The organism is Eisenbergiella massiliensis, from assembly GCF_003435485.1.
Window position 1 is genome coordinate 32,934 of record NZ_QVLV01000014.1, and the last position, 17,451, is coordinate 50,384.

General features: G+C 50.2%; 13 protein-coding genes. 4 read left to right on the plus strand and 9 right to left on the minus strand.

All coding sequences use genetic code 11. The features are described 5' to 3' along the window. Nucleotides 1-42: 42 nt before the first annotated feature. Nucleotides 43-1,353: a 3-phosphoshikimate 1-carboxyvinyltransferase gene (gene aroA / locus DXC51_RS18475; RefSeq protein ID WP_117545141.1), complete on the minus strand. Its 1,311-nt coding sequence runs from the start codon at nt 1,351-1,353 to the stop codon at nt 43-45. A gap of 197 nt (nt 1,354-1,550) precedes the next feature. Between aroA and metF the strand changes: the two genes are divergently transcribed. Further along, nucleotides 1,551-2,408, plus strand: coding sequence for a methylenetetrahydrofolate reductase [NAD(P)H] (gene metF, locus DXC51_RS18480; RefSeq protein ID WP_117545142.1), 858 nt, complete (start codon nt 1,551-1,553; stop codon nt 2,406-2,408). Between the two features lie 130 nt (nt 2,409-2,538). Here metF and DXC51_RS18485 read toward each other — a convergent pair whose 3' ends face one another. Continuing rightward, nucleotides 2,539-3,510 carry a M15 family metallopeptidase gene (locus tag DXC51_RS18485; RefSeq protein ID WP_117545143.1) on the minus strand — a complete coding sequence of 324 codons (972 nt, stop codon included), beginning with the start codon at nt 3,508-3,510 and terminating at the stop codon, nt 2,539-2,541. A gap of 15 nt (nt 3,511-3,525) precedes the next feature. Beyond that, nucleotides 3,526-4,290 (minus strand): bactofilin family protein, encoded by a 765-nt coding sequence (locus DXC51_RS18490; RefSeq protein ID WP_117545144.1) that lies wholly within the window; start codon nt 4,288-4,290, stop codon nt 3,526-3,528. Between the two features lie 177 nt (nt 4,291-4,467). Here DXC51_RS18490 and DXC51_RS18495 point away from each other — a divergent pair, with 177 nt between their 5' ends. After that, on the plus strand, nt 4,468-5,142 hold the full coding sequence (locus DXC51_RS18495; protein WP_021640124.1) for a response regulator transcription factor: 675 nt from the start codon (nt 4,468-4,470) through the stop codon (nt 5,140-5,142). Nucleotides 5,143-5,179: 37 nt separating this feature from the next. Here the strand turns inward: DXC51_RS18495 and DXC51_RS18500 are convergent, their stop codons facing one another. Then, complete coding sequence (locus DXC51_RS18500) at nt 5,180-6,919, minus strand: ICP22 family protein (RefSeq protein WP_117545145.1); 1,740 nt, start codon at nt 6,917-6,919, stop codon at nt 5,180-5,182. 30 nt (nt 6,920-6,949) lie between these two features. Here DXC51_RS18500 and DXC51_RS18505 point away from each other — a divergent pair, with 30 nt between their 5' ends. Beyond that, nucleotides 6,950-8,965 carry a sensor histidine kinase gene (locus DXC51_RS18505; protein WP_117545146.1) on the plus strand — a complete coding sequence of 672 codons (2,016 nt, stop codon included), beginning with the start codon at nt 6,950-6,952 and terminating at the stop codon, nt 8,963-8,965. 143 nt (nt 8,966-9,108) lie between these two features. Here the strand turns inward: DXC51_RS18505 and bglX are convergent, their stop codons facing one another. The 5 genes from bglX to DXC51_RS18530 form a co-directional block, all read right to left on the minus strand. Next, a complete protein-coding gene (gene bglX, locus DXC51_RS18510) occupies nt 9,109-11,334 on the minus strand; it encodes a beta-glucosidase BglX (protein ID WP_117545147.1) in 2,226 nt (741 codons plus the stop codon). A 109-nt stretch (nt 11,335-11,443) separates the two neighbouring features. Then, nucleotides 11,444-12,457: an NAD(P)H-dependent glycerol-3-phosphate dehydrogenase gene (locus tag DXC51_RS18515; RefSeq protein ID WP_117545148.1), complete on the minus strand. Its 1,014-nt coding sequence runs from the start codon at nt 12,455-12,457 to the stop codon at nt 11,444-11,446. A 151-nt stretch (nt 12,458-12,608) separates the two neighbouring features. After that, nucleotides 12,609-13,262, minus strand: a complete 654-nt coding sequence (gene plsY, locus DXC51_RS18520) for a glycerol-3-phosphate 1-O-acyltransferase PlsY (RefSeq protein WP_021640132.1) — start codon at nt 13,260-13,262, stop codon at nt 12,609-12,611. A 1-nt stretch (nt 13,263) separates the two neighbouring features. Then, nucleotides 13,264-14,616, minus strand: coding sequence for a ribosome biogenesis GTPase Der (der, locus tag DXC51_RS18525; RefSeq protein WP_021640133.1), 1,353 nt, complete (start codon nt 14,614-14,616; stop codon nt 13,264-13,266). A gap of 25 nt (nt 14,617-14,641) precedes the next feature. Continuing rightward, entirely contained in the window at nt 14,642-15,976 is a 1,335-nt protein-coding gene (locus tag DXC51_RS18530; RefSeq protein WP_021640134.1) for a DUF512 domain-containing protein, read from the minus strand. 225 nt (nt 15,977-16,201) lie between these two features. Between DXC51_RS18530 and DXC51_RS18535 the strand changes: the two genes are divergently transcribed. Then, nucleotides 16,202-17,389 (plus strand): ribose-phosphate pyrophosphokinase, encoded by a 1,188-nt coding sequence (locus tag DXC51_RS18535; protein ID WP_021640135.1) that lies wholly within the window; start codon nt 16,202-16,204, stop codon nt 17,387-17,389. Nucleotides 17,390-17,451 lie beyond the last annotated feature (62 nt).

A 17,451-nucleotide genomic window follows, 5' to 3' on the forward strand; every position in this document is an offset into this window, starting at 1 on the left:
GCCGTCCCCCCTCCCAAAGGAGGAAGGGACGGCCGGATTCTTTTATCCTGTCACGCCTCTGACCACCTCATCCAGCACCTGGAAATAATTCTCAAAGGTTTTTCTGCAGCACCCGGGATCCGCAATTGTAATCCCTTCGGCTCTCAGCCCAGGCAAGGAAAATCCCATAGCCATCCGATGATCATCATAGGTTTCCACAACTCCCGGCACAGGCCTGCCGGGCCATATTCTCAGGCTGTCCTCCCCCTGCTCACAGCGGATTCCCAGCCGCGCCAGCTCCGTGGAAATCGCTTCCATACGGTTGCTTTCCTGATACCGGATATGTCCGATGCCTGTTATGGTGACAGGCGCATCTGCAAACGGCGCTATAGCCGCAAGGGTTATGGCCTGGTCGGAGCAGGCATGCATATCCGCTTCCACGCCCCGCAGCCTTCCGTTTTCCGGTCCCTTCAATGCGATTCCCTCTGCCGTCTCGTGCAGGCTGCAGCCCATCCGTTCCAGAATCCGCAGGAACTGCACATCTCCCTGCAGTGAACCAAAATGTACGCCGGGCACCAGCACCTCGATCCCCAGGATTGCCGCCATCCCGTAAAAATAGCAGGCCGCCGAGACATCAGGCTCTATTGCATACTCCTGATGCCGATAGCTCTGCCCTGCTTCCATATGGAAACAATCCCCGCCTCTTTTCTCCGCTTTTACCCCGAACTGCTCCATCATCCGAAGCGTCATATCTATGTAGGCCATACCATGGGTTCCTTCCACACGGATATCTAGGCTCCGTTCTGCGCAGCAGGCCGCAATCAGTAGCGCGCTCAAAAACTGGCTGCTGTGCTCAATATTGACTGCAATATCCTGCCGCCCGTTGTTTCCCGGATACAGGGTGAACGGGAAATGTCCCTCCTGCCCCTGATATTCCACACGGGTCCCCAGCTCCTGAAGCGACTGGAGCAGCGGAAGCATGGGACGCCGCTTCATCTGCTCCGAAGAATCCAAATGCCAGGCTCCCTTCTTCAGCCCAAGCAAGGCTGTGAGGAAACGCGCCGCCGTTCCCGCGCTTCCCACATAAAGGGAGGCTTCCCGCACCGGCAGCCTCCCTCCCAGACCTTCCACCCGCACCTCAGCCCTTTCTTCATCCGCCTCTATTTCAAACCCCAAATCCGCGATGCACTGCTGCAGATACCGGGAATCATCGCTGAACAGAGCGCCCGTGAGCGTACATGGCCCATCGGCCAGCATTGCCAGCAGCAGCGCCCGGTTAGTGATGCTCTTTGAACCCGGCACCCTGACGGACACCGTGCCCCTGCCGTCCATTTTTCCATAGATATACGGAACATGATAGATATTTTTATCCATGACTGCTTCCCTCCATATATGGTAACGGTTCAGACGGGCCTGAACCGTTACAGCATCCGGCTAATAAAAACGCCGCGCGTGTGGCCGAATGCGCAGACAAATCATTTCTTGAATTTCACACAATAACATGTTACGATACTATCTGTTATGAGTCAAATGCAATCTAAAATAAAATTCATGTTAAAGAGGTTAAACAGATGATAAAAGAGCTTTTTTCTGAAAATAAGCAGCTTCTTTCCTTTGAGGTTTTTCCGCCCAAAAAGGAAGAGGAATTTGCCAATGCGTTTCTGGTGCTGGATTCCCTTGCCGGGCTGCAGCCTGACTTTATCAGCGTTACCTACGGGGCCGGCGGCAGCAAGTCGAAGAAAACCGTGGAAATCGCTTCCTATATCCAGAATAACCTGAAAATCAATGCCCTGGCACATATGACCTGTGTTGGCTCCGGGAAAGAAGACATTGACGCGGTAACAGCACAGCTGAAGGAAGCCAATGTGAACCATGTCCTGGCCCTGCGCGGCGACAGGCCGTCCTATATGAGCGATGAACAGTTTAACAGCCGGCATTTCCCCCATGCTTCGGATCTGACAGGTTATCTGAACAGCTCCACAGATTTCCACATTGCAGGCGCCTGTTACCCGGAAAAGCATTATGAAGCAAAGGATCTGGACCGCGATCTTCTCCATTTGAAGAAAAAATGTGACGCTGGGGCTGAATTTCTGATTACACAGCTCTTTTTCGACAACCAGGTGTATTATGAATTTCTGGACAAGGCGCGCAGTACGGGCATAAGCCTCCCCATCTGCGCCGGTATCATGCCCATCACCTCGGCCAAACAATTGGGAACCACGGTTTCCCTTTCCGGCTCCTCCGTCCCCAAGAAGCTGGCGGATCTCATCGCCACCTACGGAGACGATCCGGCGGAAATGAGGAAAGCCGGCATAGATTACGCAATAGAACAGATTCTTGACCTGAAGGCCCATCATGTGGACGGCATCCATATTTATACTATGAACAAGCCGAAGGTTGCCCGGGAGATCGTTTCCGCAATCAAATAAGCCCGCTTCCGCAGGCAATGGGGCACCAACCTGAAATGCCATGAACGGGAATGTAAAGTCCGCAGGTATATGGTCTGCGCTCTGCTTCGGCTGGCGCTAAGCATGTATGCCAGCTATGTCCCTGAGGACCTTATCTTCCGGTTTTCTGCTGTATTTTCGCTATTTTTAAAAATTCCTCCAACGTCAAATCATTTTTTGTAATAAACTGCGCAGCATCCCTACCCACATACCTGAAATGCCAGGATTCATATTCGATTCCCGTAATCTTCTCTTTTCCTTTTGGGTATCGGAGGATAAAACCATAACGGGAGCAGTTTTGGGCAAGCCACTGTGCCTCCTTTGTTCTCCCCTGGCGCTCATCCAGCATCTGATGGTTTTTCCCTACAATGTCTACCGCCAGTCCGGTATGATGCTCGCTGTAGTTCACAATCGCAACCTGTTCATGGGTCTTGTAGTAAGCTTCTCTGTACGTCATTCCCTGCTCCATCAGTTCCTCAACCGAGCTGTTGAACAGATCTGCCTGCCGCTCATAGCTGCGATAGGCAGAACATACCAACGGTTCCAATCCCTCGGCCTCTGCATCAGAGAGCATTTCCCCCAAATCTTCTGCAATGCGGTAATCGACCTGATGTCCATCCTCCAGTACATCCAGCTGAAACTTATAGGATGCCGGAAGAGGATTCCAGTCATTTACCAGGATATAATTCCAGTCCTCCGTATTTACCTGAAACGGGATTTTTCCCACGCCTTCTGTCCATACGGAAAGCTCTTCCTTTATCTTTCTGCCGATTTCGGATATTTTATTGTCTTTTTCGGCAGCCTCCGCCGTACACAAAGCATTCGCACGACGCAGCAGCCCCTGATATTCCGCCTTCAGACAGGTATATTTATAAACCATTCCGGTCAGGCCAAATAAAGGTAACAGAATCGCAAGCGCAGTCATTCCCAATATCAGATGTTTATAGAAAAGTACGCTTCCCCAATACCTGTTTTTCCTTTTCCGCCTTCCTCTCCCCGATACGGCAGGCTTATCCGGAAGCCTGCCAAAGTCCCCGCCTGCTGTCTTTGCACAAAACTCCCTGTTCACAGTGGAAAAATCCATGGTTTTTCCCTCCTGCTATTCTTCCCTGACTTCTTCCAGGCCTCCAATGTCGATCATTCCCTTTACATGCGCGCCATTGTACATGGAAATACATTCCGAGGATATATTTCCTTTCACCCTGGCAGACTCCCTCAGCTCAATGCTCTCCTGCACCATCATGTTTCCTTCACTGTGCCCGTTAAACATCAGCCGCCCTGAGGTAATGTCCCCCTTGATCCAGGAATTGTTATCCACCACCATTTCATCAGTCACCTGAATATTCCCGGTTATGTTTCCCGATTGGACCCGCATGCTGTCGGCATAAACATCACCGATCACCTTCCCTGCCAGCAGCAGCGCTCCCTCGCACCTTACATCCCCGGAAATCTGTCCCAGGATTCGCAGGTTTGACTTTGTCCTGACGCTTCCGTCAATTACCATATCTTCCGTAATAACAGACTCATTTTTTAATGTGGGTGTCATGTTGTCTGCTGCCGCCGTATCCGCTCCGGCCGGGACAGGCGTCGTGGATCCGGCGGCGTTTACTCCCTTTGCTCTTCCGCCTGCTGATTCTTCCGCCATTTTTTCTCCTGCCGTATTCTCTCTTTTTATCTCACCCACAGCATTTTTATCGGGATACAAGCTCCCTTTTACGATTTCTGCATCTGTGCCTATATCCGGATTCTCCCTCCCCTCCGGTTTCCTTGAACTTTCTCCTGAATTTTTTGCCTTCTGTCCGTCCCCTGAGAAATCGAAACTCAGAATCTCATTCACTGCCTTTTTAAAATTGCTTTCTTTCATTGTGATACTCCATTACCTTTCCATCTAAGATATGGTTGAATTATAGCAGATATTTTCCAAGATTAGCACAATTTTACAAAAAGCGACATTGGGGCGACTATTTTCAATAAATTTTTATGATATACTTGCAATACGAAAGGACAAAGGACAATATTTATTTTAAAGGGGATACGTGACATGTATAAAATTCTTTTCGTGGATGATGATATTGCGCTCCGGAATGTAGTGTCTGAATATTTCAACGAACGTCAATATGACATTATCTGTACGGCATCAGCAGCTAAAACCATAGACTATCTGAAAAGTACCAGCATAGACTGTGTAATCCTTGACGTTGACCTGCCGGATAGCAACGGGTTCGAGCTGTGCACCTCCATCCGTCAGTTTTCTTCCGTACCGATCATATTTTTATCCTGTTATACGGAAAATGACGACAGAATCAAAGGCTTTCTTTCCGGAGGGGACGATTACGTCTCCAAGCCCTTTTCACTGAAGGAGCTGGAGCTGCGCATCAATGTACGAATCCGGCGCCGTTATGAAAATCAGCCGCCGGAGCTGCTCAAATTCGGGGAACTAACTATTGATACCGGCAGGCTCATGGTCATTTATCATGGAATGGAATATGCCTTTCCCCGTCTGGAATTCGATATTCTCACCTTTTTTGCACGCCATCCGAACCAGCTTTTTACCTATGAGCAGCTTTATGACAATATATGGAAGCAGCCCATCAATGAAAGCCGCCATAACCTTCAGGCCCGCATTGGCAAGGTCAGGAAAAAGCTGTGTGACATCTGCCCGGAAAAGGAGTATATCCGTACAGTACGTCACAAAGGTTACCTGTTCGTTCCGTGACCGGAGCCGGCAGTGTATACGGCCGGCTCCGGTTGGCTCATTTTCTTCCCCGGCTGCGGAAAAAAGCATTCCCTGCAAATACCACAGCCAGAATGATGCCTACAGAACAAAAGCCCATAAAAATCTGTCTTTTTCTTTCCATGCTGTCCTGTCCGAAGCTTTCGCCCGGCCTGATATCCTCCGGCAGTTCCGCCGGCCGGGGTGCTGTTTCTTTTTCCAATCCTTTTTCTGATCCCTGGTCTGTTACTTTCTCTGTTTCTTCGCCTGCCTCCATGTCTGTCTCTGACCCTGTTTTTCCAAAATCAGCTTCTTCGGTATATGTCCCGGATTTTTCAGCAGGAAACGCTTCCGTTCCTTCCGGCTCAGCTTCTTTTCCTTCTGTCTGTTCATTCTGTTCTTCCGTATAATCCAAAATAGCATTTTCCGGTTCCCCAACCTGCAAAACAGTCTCCTGTTCCTGTTCTGCCGACGAATACGCCGATTCCTCCCAGCCCTCTTCCTTTTTCTGTGCCGGGGCATCCGTCTGCACGTCTTCCGAAGCGCTGTTTTCTGCAGCGCTCACCACCTCCTGTTCCGGTTCCAGTTTGCCCGTACCTGTCAAAACAGGGGTGCCTCCTCCTCTGCCTCCCTGAATATCAGCAATAACTAGTGTGTTATCCTCCGATATCATCACAGTATCCGAATAATAAAGCCTGTCCTTCTTCTCAACACATACACAAAAATAGACCGGAGGCTGCCGTCCGTCTTCAAATGTCTCATCATAGTAGGCAATCCCGTTTTGAAGGCTGTAATTTCCCTGTTCCGACCGCTGCCATTCTTTCCCGTCTCCGGAACATATCACATAAAAGCTGTCATTTTCCTCTTCATAGTTATCAAGAACAAAATCAAGGCTCATGACAAAGAAATCTTCCGTATATGCCGTCAGCTCTCCTTTGATAATCACTGCACCATTTTTATTTTGGAAGACGAGCATGCATTCCGGCCGGCGCGCCGCATCCCGGTCCATTCCAAAATTTCCCTTCAGCAAGGTTCTTTTCCTCTCCTGAAGTGATGTATGTGTATCCTCCTCCGTCTCCCAGAAAACCGGCAGCTTCCCTTCACAGCGCTTTCCATTCTCGCACCAGACGCAAAAAAGCGCCTCAGGAAGCATTTCCTGTGTAAAAGCAGTTTCCGCAGGGACTATCCGATATGGAATTTCCTCACTGCTTTCTTCATAAGAATCCCATACAACAGGCTTATCCGGATATCTGCACTCTCCCTCGCAGGAATAGGAGGCAGGATAAGATGTGCTCTCATTCCAATCCGATGCGCTGAAATAAGCGCCATCCTCCTGCCAGACAGCATAGCCTTCTTCCGCCCTGAGACTTGCTCCCTGGATATCCGCATAGCCCCCCTTCCGGATATGTACAAGTCCCTCCTCCCCGCCTTTTCCAAATATCAAAGCATTTCCCAATATCTGCAGCTGGCCTTCCACATAGATGGTATATTCCCCTGTATCAATATAAATTGGCGCATACTCAGGAGATATGATATAATAAATGTCGTCTTTTCCCCCGGAAACTGTAATATCCGCAGTCAGGCGGATATGCCTTGTCTGCGGTCTTATGCTTCCGTTCATTATACTGCGCAGTTCCTTAAAATCAGCGATTTCAATCCAGTCGGCCTCTTCAGTCAAAATGGAATTATACGATACGGAGGACGCTTCCGCGATTTTACTACAAAAAAGTAGTATAATAATGGCTGTATAGACAAAGAAGAACCCTTTCCAATTTTTCAAAATGTCTGCTCTCCTTCCTGCGAGGTGCCTATGAAACACACAAAACACACGAAAAAAAAACTTCAGGCAGGAAAAAAACTGCTGCTGTGCAGCTTTTTATTCCTGCTCGCTCTTACAGCCCTTCATCTTCTCTATATAACTGATAATAAATATAACAAAGATAGCTGCGACATTCAAGACGGCGTCCTGCTTATTGACACACAGGCCGTTGGCAGCGGTTCCCCTGTGTATCTGACTGAGGGCTGGGAAGTCTATCCTGACAGACTGCTCTCACCGGAAGATTTTCCATCCTCCGTCGATGAAAAGAGCCATATCACAATACGCATCGGAGATTACCTGAATTTTGCCGGCTTTCATGAAGGGCATTCTCCTCATGGGCTCGCCACCTATCGGCTCAGGCTTGCTTCCCGGCAGGATACGGGCGGACTTGTAGTATATCTGCCGGAAGTTTTCTCGGCCTGCCGCGTATTCATCAACGGCAGAGAGGCTGCTGCACAAGGAAGCTTACAGCCCTATTCCCCCATGGTGCACGATCTTACCCTCACGGTTCCTGACGCGCCTGAAATAGAAATCATCATCCAGACCGCCAATTACAGCCATTACTACAGCGGAATTACATATCCCCCGGTGCTGGGGACCGCTCAGACAATACACCTGCAGAACGCTGTCCGAATGGGCTTTTACGGTCTTCTTTGCTTTTTCTCCCTGTCCGCCGCCCTGCTGTCCGCCGCCGTCTGGCTGGGAAGCAGGAAGCAGTCCGGCCGGAAGGTTTATTACTGGCTCGGCATCCTGGCGCTGACATTTTCCCTGCATTGCGCTTATCCCTTTTTCCATACCGCGGGCCTTCCCTTTCCCCGCATACTGTATGGCCTGGAGGACGGCAGCTCAATGCTCATCATTCTGTGTACCGCAAAAATCGTATTCGTCCTGTCAAAGACCCGGAAAAAGAAAGCAGCCACCTTCATAGAACTGACCGCTCTGGCAATGCTGCTTGTCAGTGTGCTTCTTCCGTTATTTCTGCTGCCCTCTTTACCCTATTTCATTCCCTGGTACGGTCAGCTTATTTCCTGGTACAAGCTTGGCATAGCCTTTCTGCTGCTTATTTTTTCACTATGGGGCTCCAGGGGAGAATATACGGTCTGGCTTGCCGCCGGAACTGCCGTATACAGTGCCGGGCTTCTTTCCTCCGTCCTTACACTTAACCGCTGGGAGCCTGCCTGTGCCGGCTGGCCTGATGAATATGGCACGTTTTTTCTGATTCTCTGCTTTTCAGGACTCATGCTGAGGATGCACTTCCAGATGGCGGCCCAAAACCGTCAGCTGACGGAGCATCTGCAGGATATGGTGGAAGAACGGACGAATGAAGTGACCCTGCTGCTTTCGGAGCGACAGAAAATCCTGTCAGAATTCCTTCATGACCTGAAATCCCCCATCGCCTGTATTTCCGCTTATCTTCAGCTGGTAAAGGAAAATGACATCCATGTGGACAAAAAGACACAGGAAAAAATTGATATGATTGAAAAAAAATATGAGGAGCTTTCGGTACAAATCCGTTCCATACAGGATTTTAACGCCGGGCTTCCCCATGCCGCCCGACGGGAGCAGTTTGATTTACGCAAGCTCATACAAAACTATTATTCAAGGAACAGGCAGGACGTGGAAGTCTTCGGCCCGCGGTTCCTTCTCTCCCTCCCTTCCTCCCCCTGCCGGATGCTGGGAAATCCTGATTCCATCATAAGAGCCATAGAAAACCTGATTTTCAATTCCATGGATTTTACGCCTGCAGACGGGACAATCACCCTTTCGCTTTCCGCGGAGGATGGCAGCTATCTGTTATCCGTCAGCGATACCGGCTGCGGCATCCCGGAGAATCTTCTTCCCCATATTTTTGATCGCTCCTTTACCACCAGAAAAGAAGACGGCGGCAACGGGCTGGGACTTTTCCTTGTAAAAACAATTGCGCAGGAGCACCGGGGAAGCGTCCGGGCAGAATCCCTTCCGGGAAAAGGCTGCAGGATTACGCTGCTGCTTCCGGCAATACTGTAAATATTTCCCTTACCCTGGCCGCACTTATTGTAAAATACAGCAGAGGCCGCGTTTTACCGCGGCCTCCAATGTTAATCATCAAGACTGGTAACTGTTCAGTTTCCCCGCAGTTACCAATATTTTTATTTATCAATTCATTTTACTTATTCAAGTATAAACTCAGCCTGCATATCGTAGCTGCTGTCCGGGGCGATCATCACCTGGAATTTTCCCGGTTCCGAGCAGTACTCCATGTTTTTCCCATAAAACCGAAGCATTTCTTCAGTAATGGTAAATTTAACCCGCTTAGTCTCTCCTGCATCCAGCGCTACCTTCTGTACGCCCTTCAGCTCCTTCACCGGGCGGACCACGCTGCCCGCCACATCACGGAGATACAGCTGCACTGTTTCAATACCGGCCCTGCTGCCTGTATTGGTAATATCCGCCTGCACCGTAATCGTCTCACCCTTTTTCATGATATGGCTGCTTAAGGTCACAGGACCATATTCCGCCTTATGATAGGAAAGGCCGTAACCATATGGGTACAGCGGAGTGTTTTCACAGTCCGTATAGCGGGAGAAGAAACGGTTCGGGGTAATACCGTCGTAGGGACGTCCCGTGTTGAAGTGGTTATAGTACAGCGGCATCTGTCCCACACAGCGGGGCATGCTCATGGAGAGCCTGCCGCAGGGGCTTTCTTTTCCCAGCAGTACATCGGCTATTGCATGGCCTCCCTCAGTTCCCGGGAACCATACCTCCAGCAGCGCATCGGAGAGCTTACTCACCTCATCCAGTACCAGCGGACGGCCTCCGAAAAGGACTACTACCACCTTTGCCGCTTTTTCCCGCACTTTTTTCAGAAGCGCAAGCTGATCCCCCGGGAGGGTAAGGCTGGTCCGGCTTCCGCCTTCGCCGCCCTGCAGCACCGCTTCTCCCAGCGCAAGGACCGCCACATCCGCCTGTGCGGCAAGCTCTGCGGCTTTTTCCATTTCCTCCTGCCGTTTTTCGTCACTCCAGCCTTCCATACCATACTGCTTCTGCATCGCAGGCAGATCATGGTAATCCTTTTCCAGTATGGTTTCGCAGCCCGGAGCGCTCATCACATTTTCAGCTCCCACAGCTTCTTCCAGTGCGGTCTTCAGGGTTATCACCGCGCTTTTGGTTCCATGGATTGCCCAGAAGCCAAGGGCATCCTGGTTGTCCGCATAGGGACCGATCAAGGCGATTTTGGCGCCGGCTGCCAGAGGAAGCGTTTCTTCCCTGTTTTCCAGAAGTACCATGCTCTTCACGGCAGCTTCCTTTGCCAGCCTGCGGTTTTCCTTACTCAAGAACAGCCCGGCTTCCTTCGCTTCATCTGCTCCCCTGTAGGGGTCTTCGAACAGTCCCAGCTTGTTTTTCAGCTTCAGGATACGCATTACGGCTTTATCAAGCTGTTTTTCATCAATTCTGCCTTCCTGAATCAGTTCCTCCAGATAGTTGGCATAGCAGCCTGTACACATATCGATATCCACGCCCGCTTCCATGGCCAGACGCGCCGCTTCCTTCTGATCCTCCGCGGCGCCGTGGATTACCAGCTCGGCAATAGCAGCATAATCGGTGATGACAACACCATCGAAGCCCCACTCCTTCCGGAGCACATCGTCCATCAGCCACTTGTTTCCCGTGGAAGGGATGCCGTCCACCGTGTTGAAGGAGGTCATGATCATCTCACAGCCCGCATCCACACCGGCTTTATAGGAGGGCAGGTACTCCTGGCGCAGCCTGCGCTCGGACATATCCACCGTATTGTAATCTCTTCCGCCTTCGGGAGCGCCGTAAGCTGCAAAATGCTTGATGCACGACGCCATGCCTTTCGGCTCCTTTGCCCCGTCACTCATTCCTTTCTGGAAGCCTTCCACCATGGCCTTTGCATAAAGGCTGTTCATATAAGGATCCTCTCCGGTGGATTCCAGGCATCTTCCCCATCTGGCATCCCGCACAAGATCCACCATGGGCGAAAAAGTAACGTGCGCCCCTGCCGCCACGCTTTCCTGGGAGGTCACTTCACACAGCCTTTCCAGGAGCTCCGGCTCAAAGGTACAGCCAAGCGCCAGCGGTATGGGAAATACCGTACGGAACCCATAGATAATGTCCGCCATGAACAAAAGAGGAATTTTGTGTCTGCTCCTCTCCAGATATGCCTTCTGTACTTCTTTGATTCTTTTTGCGCCCACCACATTCAGCGTGGAGCCTGCATTACGGATGATTTCTTCACTGAGGCCAAGATCCTCACGGACCCCCAGCTCCTGTCCCTCTGCATTCAGAACCTCTCCCGGCACCTGCACCAGCTGCCCGATTTTTTCTGTCAGACTTAAGGAGCCCAACAATTCCTGAAGCTGCTTCTCCTGCATATTTCTTTCAATCCCCTTCTCTTTTTTATTTAGTTATTTATGTATTTCAGGCATTTCCGCACAGTATACCCGGAAATGCCTGCTAATAGCTGACGAATGCCTGTGACAGCTATGACCACATCGTATCGTCTGAAATTTCTATTTTCTTATCACGCAGCATCAGATCATTGACCGCCTGGGCTGCTGCTTTTCCATGGAAAAGCACCTCATTGACCTGTTCGATGATGGGAAGCTGTACCTCGTATTTCTCAGCCAACGTCATGGCCGCCTTGGCGGAATAAACACCCTCCACCACCATCTTTACTTCGTCCATGGCTTCCTCCATGGTATATCCCTTACCGATAAGTATTCCGGCACGGCGGTTTCTGGAATGCATGCTGGCGCAGGTTACAATCAGGTCGCCAATGCCGGACAGTCCGCAGAAGGTTTCAAAATGGCCGCCCATCTTAATGCCTAGACGTGCAATTTCCGTAATTCCCCGTGTGATCAGGGCCGCTTTTGTGTTGTCACCATAGCCTAAGCCATCCGCAATGCCTGCTGCCAGCGCCACCACATTTTTCAGGGCCGCACCGATTTCGATGCCCAGCACGTCCGGGCTGGCATATACACGGAATACCTCATTCATAAAAATATTCTGGATATACTCCGCTGTTTCCTTATGCTTTGCGCCTGCCACAATAACGGTGGGAAGGCCTTTTCCCACTTCCTCCGCATGGGAAGGGCCGGAAAGGACGGCGACCTCTGCCTGAGGGACCTCCTCTTCGATGATCTGGGAAAGCGTCATCAGCGTATTTTCTTCGATTCCCTTTGCAACATTCACGATGATCTGGCCGTCCTCTACAACATCCTTAAGCCGGGCGGCGGTGCTTCTTGTAAACGGGGAAGGCACAGCCAGCACCAGCAGATCCTTTCCTTCCACCGCTGCCTTTAAATCCGTGGTAAACCGGGTATCCTCCGAAAGGATAACCCCCGGAAGCTTGCTTTTCTGCTCCCTGTCCTTTTTCAGCATTTCGATTTCCGCATCCAGTGCAGACCATACGGTCACATTATGTCCGTTATTTGTAAGAAGCCAGGTAAGCGCTGTTCCCCAGCTGCCTGCTCCGATCATTCCTATTTCCGCCATGTTTACTTCCCTTCTGTCTGTTTTTCAGACCTTTGCCCGGAGCATGTTTGAAAATTCATTTCTGCCATCAGCACGCCCCGGCGCTTATTTCACCGGTACCCCTGCTTTTATATACGTTCTGCGCAGTATATACGCAGAGCTGGCCGGACAGCTACACCGCTTCTTTATTTTTCTTAAACAGATAGGTTTTTCTTTCATTTCCATGAAGAAGCCGTTTAATATTTTCACGATGCTTCCAGTAAGCCATTATGGTCAGGAAAGCTCCGATTATGTAAAGCTCCGTCAGGGCCGCCTGCCCCATTCCGAAAACCCCCAGCTGTCCCAGGACCACCAGTTCAATCATGAAACCGGCATAAACCAGCAGCGATCCAAGGGATACATAGTGGGTCGTCAGGAAGGCGCCGAAGAAAAGCACCACGCCCATGGGGATAAAATAAGGATGAAAGGACAGAATCAGGCCGGCTGTGGCCGCAATCCCCTTACCTCCCTTAAAATGAAGATAAAAGGGAAAGTTATGGCCCAGAATCGCGCCCGCCCCGGCATAAAGCATATACAGATATTTCATGTCGGGATGGCCGGCTGCAAACAAAAGCCTCGCAAGCAATACCGCCAGTATACACTTGAGCACATCGCCGGCAAAAACGATCAGGCCGGCTTTGGTGCCCAGCACGCGGAGCGCATTGGTGGTTCCTGCGTTCCCGCTTCCGTAATTCCGGATATCAATGCCATGCATTTTGCCATAGATAAATGAAGTCTGGAACAGGCCGCATACATAGCCAATCAAAAGACAAACGATACGTATCATTTTACTTCGACTCCTTCCGTTCCCTGATGATAAACTTCAGGGGGGTGCCTCTGAATCCAAAGGCTTCCCTAATTTTATTTTCTATATAACGAGTATAGGAAAAGTGCATCAGTTCCTTATCGTTCACAAAAATAACAAACGTAGGCGGTTTCACCGCTGCCTGGGTAATATAATAAAGACGCAGTCTCTTGCCCTTGTCCGACGGGGGCTGCTGCATGGCCACCGCCTCTGCCATGATTTCATTCAGAACGCCTGTCGCCACGCGCATGGCATGGTTTTCAATCACCGCATCTATGGTTTCAAAAAGCTTGGGCAGACGCTGTCCTGTCTTTGCGGAGATAAAAAGCATTTCCGCATAAGGCATGTAAGAAAGCGTATTTTTAATCTTTTCCGAGAAACGGTAAATGGTCTTGTCATCCTTCTCAATGGCATCCCATTTGTTGACGGCTATGATCATTCCCTTGCCGCGTTCATGGGCAATCCCGGCGATTTTGGCATCCTGCTCGGTAACTCCCTCCTGGGCATCAATCACAAGAACCACCACATCGGCGCGCTCTACGGCGCTGACCGTACGGACAATCATGTAGCGCTCCAGCTCTTCTTTTATCTTATTTTTACGGCGCAGTCCTGCGGTATCAATAAAAATATATTCTTTTCCGTTATGGACCACCTCCGTATCAATCGCATCCCTCGTGGTTCCGGCGATATCGGAAACGATCACACGGTTCTCTCCGATCAGCCTGTTAATAATAGAAGATTTCCCCACATTGGGCTTTCCTACAATTGCGATTCTCGGCCGGTCGTCTTCCTCCTCAGCCTCCGTCTTTTCCTCAAAATGGCTGATTACCTCATCCAGCAAATCCCCCAGTCCCATGCGGTTGGCGGCAGAAATCGGATGAGGATCCCCGATTCCCAGATTGTAAAATTCATACACGTCCGGCATGAATTTATCAAAATCATCCACCTTGTTAACCACCAGCACCACCGGCTTATGGGAGCGTCTGAGCATATCCGCCACCTTGGAGTCCGAATCCACGAGGCCCTGCTTCACATCCACCATAAAAAGGATCACGTCCGCGGTATCAATGGCAATCTGCGCCTGCTCCCGCATCTGTGATAAAATAATATCGCTGCTGTCCGGCTCGATACCGCCTGTATCAATCAGGGTAAAAGCCCGGTCCAGCCAGGTTACATCCGCATAAATACGATCTCTTGTAATGCCCGGCGTATCCTTTACAATGGAAATCATCTCTCCCGCCAGCGCGTTAAAGAGGGTGGATTTACCCACATTCGGCCTTCCAACCACCGCAACGATTGATTTTCTGTTTGTATTGCTCATATATTTACCATCCATTCTGCCGCCTGTCGTCAGCGGCCTTTCACAGTTTCCTTATAAATGCGTCCACAAAATCATATCCGCTTGATTTTACAATATCTGTCTTCACTTGTAAAGCCCCAGCCAGGTCTTCCACCGTGATATCATCCAGCAGGACGCGCTCCCCGCTCCGTAAAATGTTCTCGGGAAGATAGAGGATTTCTCCCAAATCCCTGCCCTTCAGCTGGGCTATGATATCCTGTCCGGTGAGAAGCCCGGTCACGGTAATCCGTTCCCCGAAGAAATCGTTTCTTATGGGGAATACCTGTATTTTCACCTCCGGGAACCGCTCCATCAGCCGATCCGCCATCCGGCGGATATAGGGATAGGCAATCTGGCCCGTTACGGAGGAATAGGTGCCCTTCAGTATTCTGTTTTCCAGGGCTTCCGGCTCCTCCAGCCGGGCGAGCGCATCCTCAAACTCCTCCAGCATCAGCCTTATCATACCCACGCCGTTTTCCAGCTGCAGATATCCGTCATAGCTTTCCTCCCGGGGCAGCTCCTCCCCTGCCAGGATATACCACTCATCGCTGGCATGGACAAAATGAAGCCCGTATTCGGGGTACAGCTTTTCCTGCCAGCGGTGAATCTGCTCCAGCACCCGCCTGGCATCCTCCCTCGTAAAAGGCTCCAGCGGCTCCAGGCCCTCCCGAAATCTGGACAGCCCCACCGGCACAACGGACACACTCTGCAGATGAGGGAGGTACTTTGTCAGATCCCGGATAGAACGTTCCAGCTCCTCTCCGTCATTAAAACCCTTGCAAAGCACTATCTGGCCATTCATCTGTATGCCGGCCTCATAAAATCTGTCCACCTTTTTCAGCGACTCTCCCGCAAACCGGTTATGAAGCATCCGGCAGCGCAATTCCGGATTGGTCGTCTGGAAGGAAATATTGATAGGGGACAGGTGATACTTGATAATCCTGTCCACATCCTTCTCCGACATGTTGGTGAGGGTCACATAATTTCCCTGCAGAAAAGAAAGCCGGGAATCATCGTCTTTAAAGTACAGCGTTTCCCGCATCCCCTTCGGCATCTGGTCAATAAAACAGAAAATACATTTATTGGTACAGGAGCGGTAATCATCCATCAGACCATTGTCAAAGGTCACTCCCAGATCTTCTTCATAATCCTTGTCTATTTCCAGCAGCCATTCTTCACCGGAGGGCTTCGCAATCAGCACCTCCACATATTCCTCTTCAATCATATATTGGTAGTCAAAAATATCCTCCACCGTCTCTCCATTGATTTCCAGCAGCCTGTCTCCCGGCTCAATTCCCATTTCCTCAGCGATTCCGCCTTCTTCCACAGCCTGGATCAAATGGCCTTTTTCCTTCATGAATTCTTTCTCCTTTTCCTGCGGGCATCCGTTTTTCTTATTTCGGCACAACGTCAGTATCCTGCGGCCCTTTCATAACAGTCCGGTTGTCCAAACTGTCATGCCCTTTCCTTATTCTACTAGAATTTTCTTGACGTGTCACTAGCATAATGTTATAAAATAAGTAATGTTGCCAGATCTAAAAAAGAGAAAACGTCTGCCCAGGCAGACAGACAGGAGAACCATATGCCAAACGTACGAGAACTGGAAAACGCCCTTCCGGTAGCGCCTCTTAAGGTGCTTGCCATGGAATCCGCAGAAACCATCGGAAGACGCGTCAACAATTACCTTGTTGAATTCCGGAAAAATATGAAAAATACAAGACACGACGATCCCGCTTTCCAGGGGTATATTGAAAACAGTTATCTTGTGGATGCTTCCAGCCCCCGCTTCGGAAGCGGGGAAGGAAAAGGAATCATCAGGGAATCCGTCCGCGGAAAGGATCTTTTCATCATTGTTGACGTATGTAACCATAGTCTGACCTATTCCATTAACGGTTATACGAACCACAAATCGCCCGATGATAATTACCAGGACCTGAAGCGCATGATAGCCTCTGCCGCAGGAAAGGCGCATCGAATCAATGTGGTCATGCCCTTCCTTTATGAAGGCCGCCAGCACAAGAGGACAAGCAGGGAATCCCTTGACTGTGCATATATGCTCACGGAGCTGGCAAATATGGGCGTGAATAATTTTATCACCTTTGATGCCCATGACCCAAGGGTGCAGAATGCAACCCCGCTCAACGGTTTTGACAATTTTACGCCGCCTTACCAGTTCATGCGGGCGCTGCTGGATACGGAGGATGATCTGATCATCGATCAGGATCATACTATCGTTATCAGCCCCGATGAAGGCGCCCTTGACCGCGCCGTATATTTCGGCAATGTACTCGGCGTCAATACCGGCATGTTCTACAAGCGCCGCGATTATTCCACCATTGTAAACGGCAAGAACCCCATCGTCGCCCATGAATTCCTGGGAGACAGCGTTGACGGAAAGGACGTTATCATTATTGACGATATGATTTCCTCCGGAGAAAGCATGCTGGATACCTCCAGACAGCTGAAGGAAATGAATGCCAAGCGTGTTTTCATCTGCTGTACCTTCGGACTGTTCACCAATGGCCTTGAGGCCTTCGACAAGGCCTATGAAAACTGCTGGTTCGACCGGGTAATCACCACCAACCTCACCTATCAGCCGCCGGAGCTTTACACCAGGCCCTATTATACCGAGGCCGATATGAGCAAGTTCCTGGCATCCATCATTGATTTTATGAATCATGACATTTCCATGTCCCACGTTATGACTCCTACGGAAAAAATCAATGAAATCCTGGCCAGATACAATAACAGGGAAGAATACCATATCTGATCTGCCATATCGGGTGGCTTAAGGAAAAGATATAAGGAAAATTGCTGAAGGCTTAACAGAAA

Bases quoted from the DNA above. Each gene is read 5' to 3' on its own strand.
- aroA (WP_117545141.1), bottom strand. From the start codon at position 1,353: ATGGATAAAAATATCTATCATGTTCCGTATATCTATGGAAAAATGGAC.
- metF (WP_117545142.1), top strand. From the start codon at position 1,551: ATGATAAAAGAGCTTTTTTCTGAAAATAAGCAGCTTCTTTCCTTTGAG.
- DXC51_RS18485 (WP_117545143.1), bottom strand. From the start codon at position 3,510: ATGGATTTTTCCACTGTGAACAGGGAGTTTTGTGCAAAGACAGCAGGC.
- DXC51_RS18490 (WP_117545144.1), bottom strand. From the start codon at position 4,290: ATGAAAGAAAGCAATTTTAAAAAGGCAGTGAATGAGATTCTGAGTTTC.
- DXC51_RS18495 (WP_021640124.1), top strand. From the start codon at position 4,468: ATGTATAAAATTCTTTTCGTGGATGATGATATTGCGCTCCGGAATGTA.
- DXC51_RS18505 (WP_117545146.1), top strand. From the start codon at position 6,950: ATGAAACACACAAAACACACGAAAAAAAAACTTCAGGCAGGAAAAAAA.
- bglX (WP_117545147.1), bottom strand. From the start codon at position 11,334: ATGCAGGAGAAGCAGCTTCAGGAATTGTTGGGCTCCTTAAGTCTGACA.
- DXC51_RS18515 (WP_117545148.1), bottom strand. From the start codon at position 12,457: ATGGCGGAAATAGGAATGATCGGAGCAGGCAGCTGGGGAACAGCGCTT.
- plsY (WP_021640132.1), bottom strand. From the start codon at position 13,262: ATGATACGTATCGTTTGTCTTTTGATTGGCTATGTATGCGGCCTGTTC.
- der (WP_021640133.1), bottom strand. From the start codon at position 14,616: ATGGATGGTAAATATATGAGCAATACAAACAGAAAATCAATCGTTGCG.
- DXC51_RS18530 (WP_021640134.1), bottom strand. From the start codon at position 15,976: ATGAAGGAAAAAGGCCATTTGATCCAGGCTGTGGAAGAAGGCGGAATC.
- DXC51_RS18535 (WP_021640135.1), top strand. From the start codon at position 16,202: ATGCCAAACGTACGAGAACTGGAAAACGCCCTTCCGGTAGCGCCTCTT.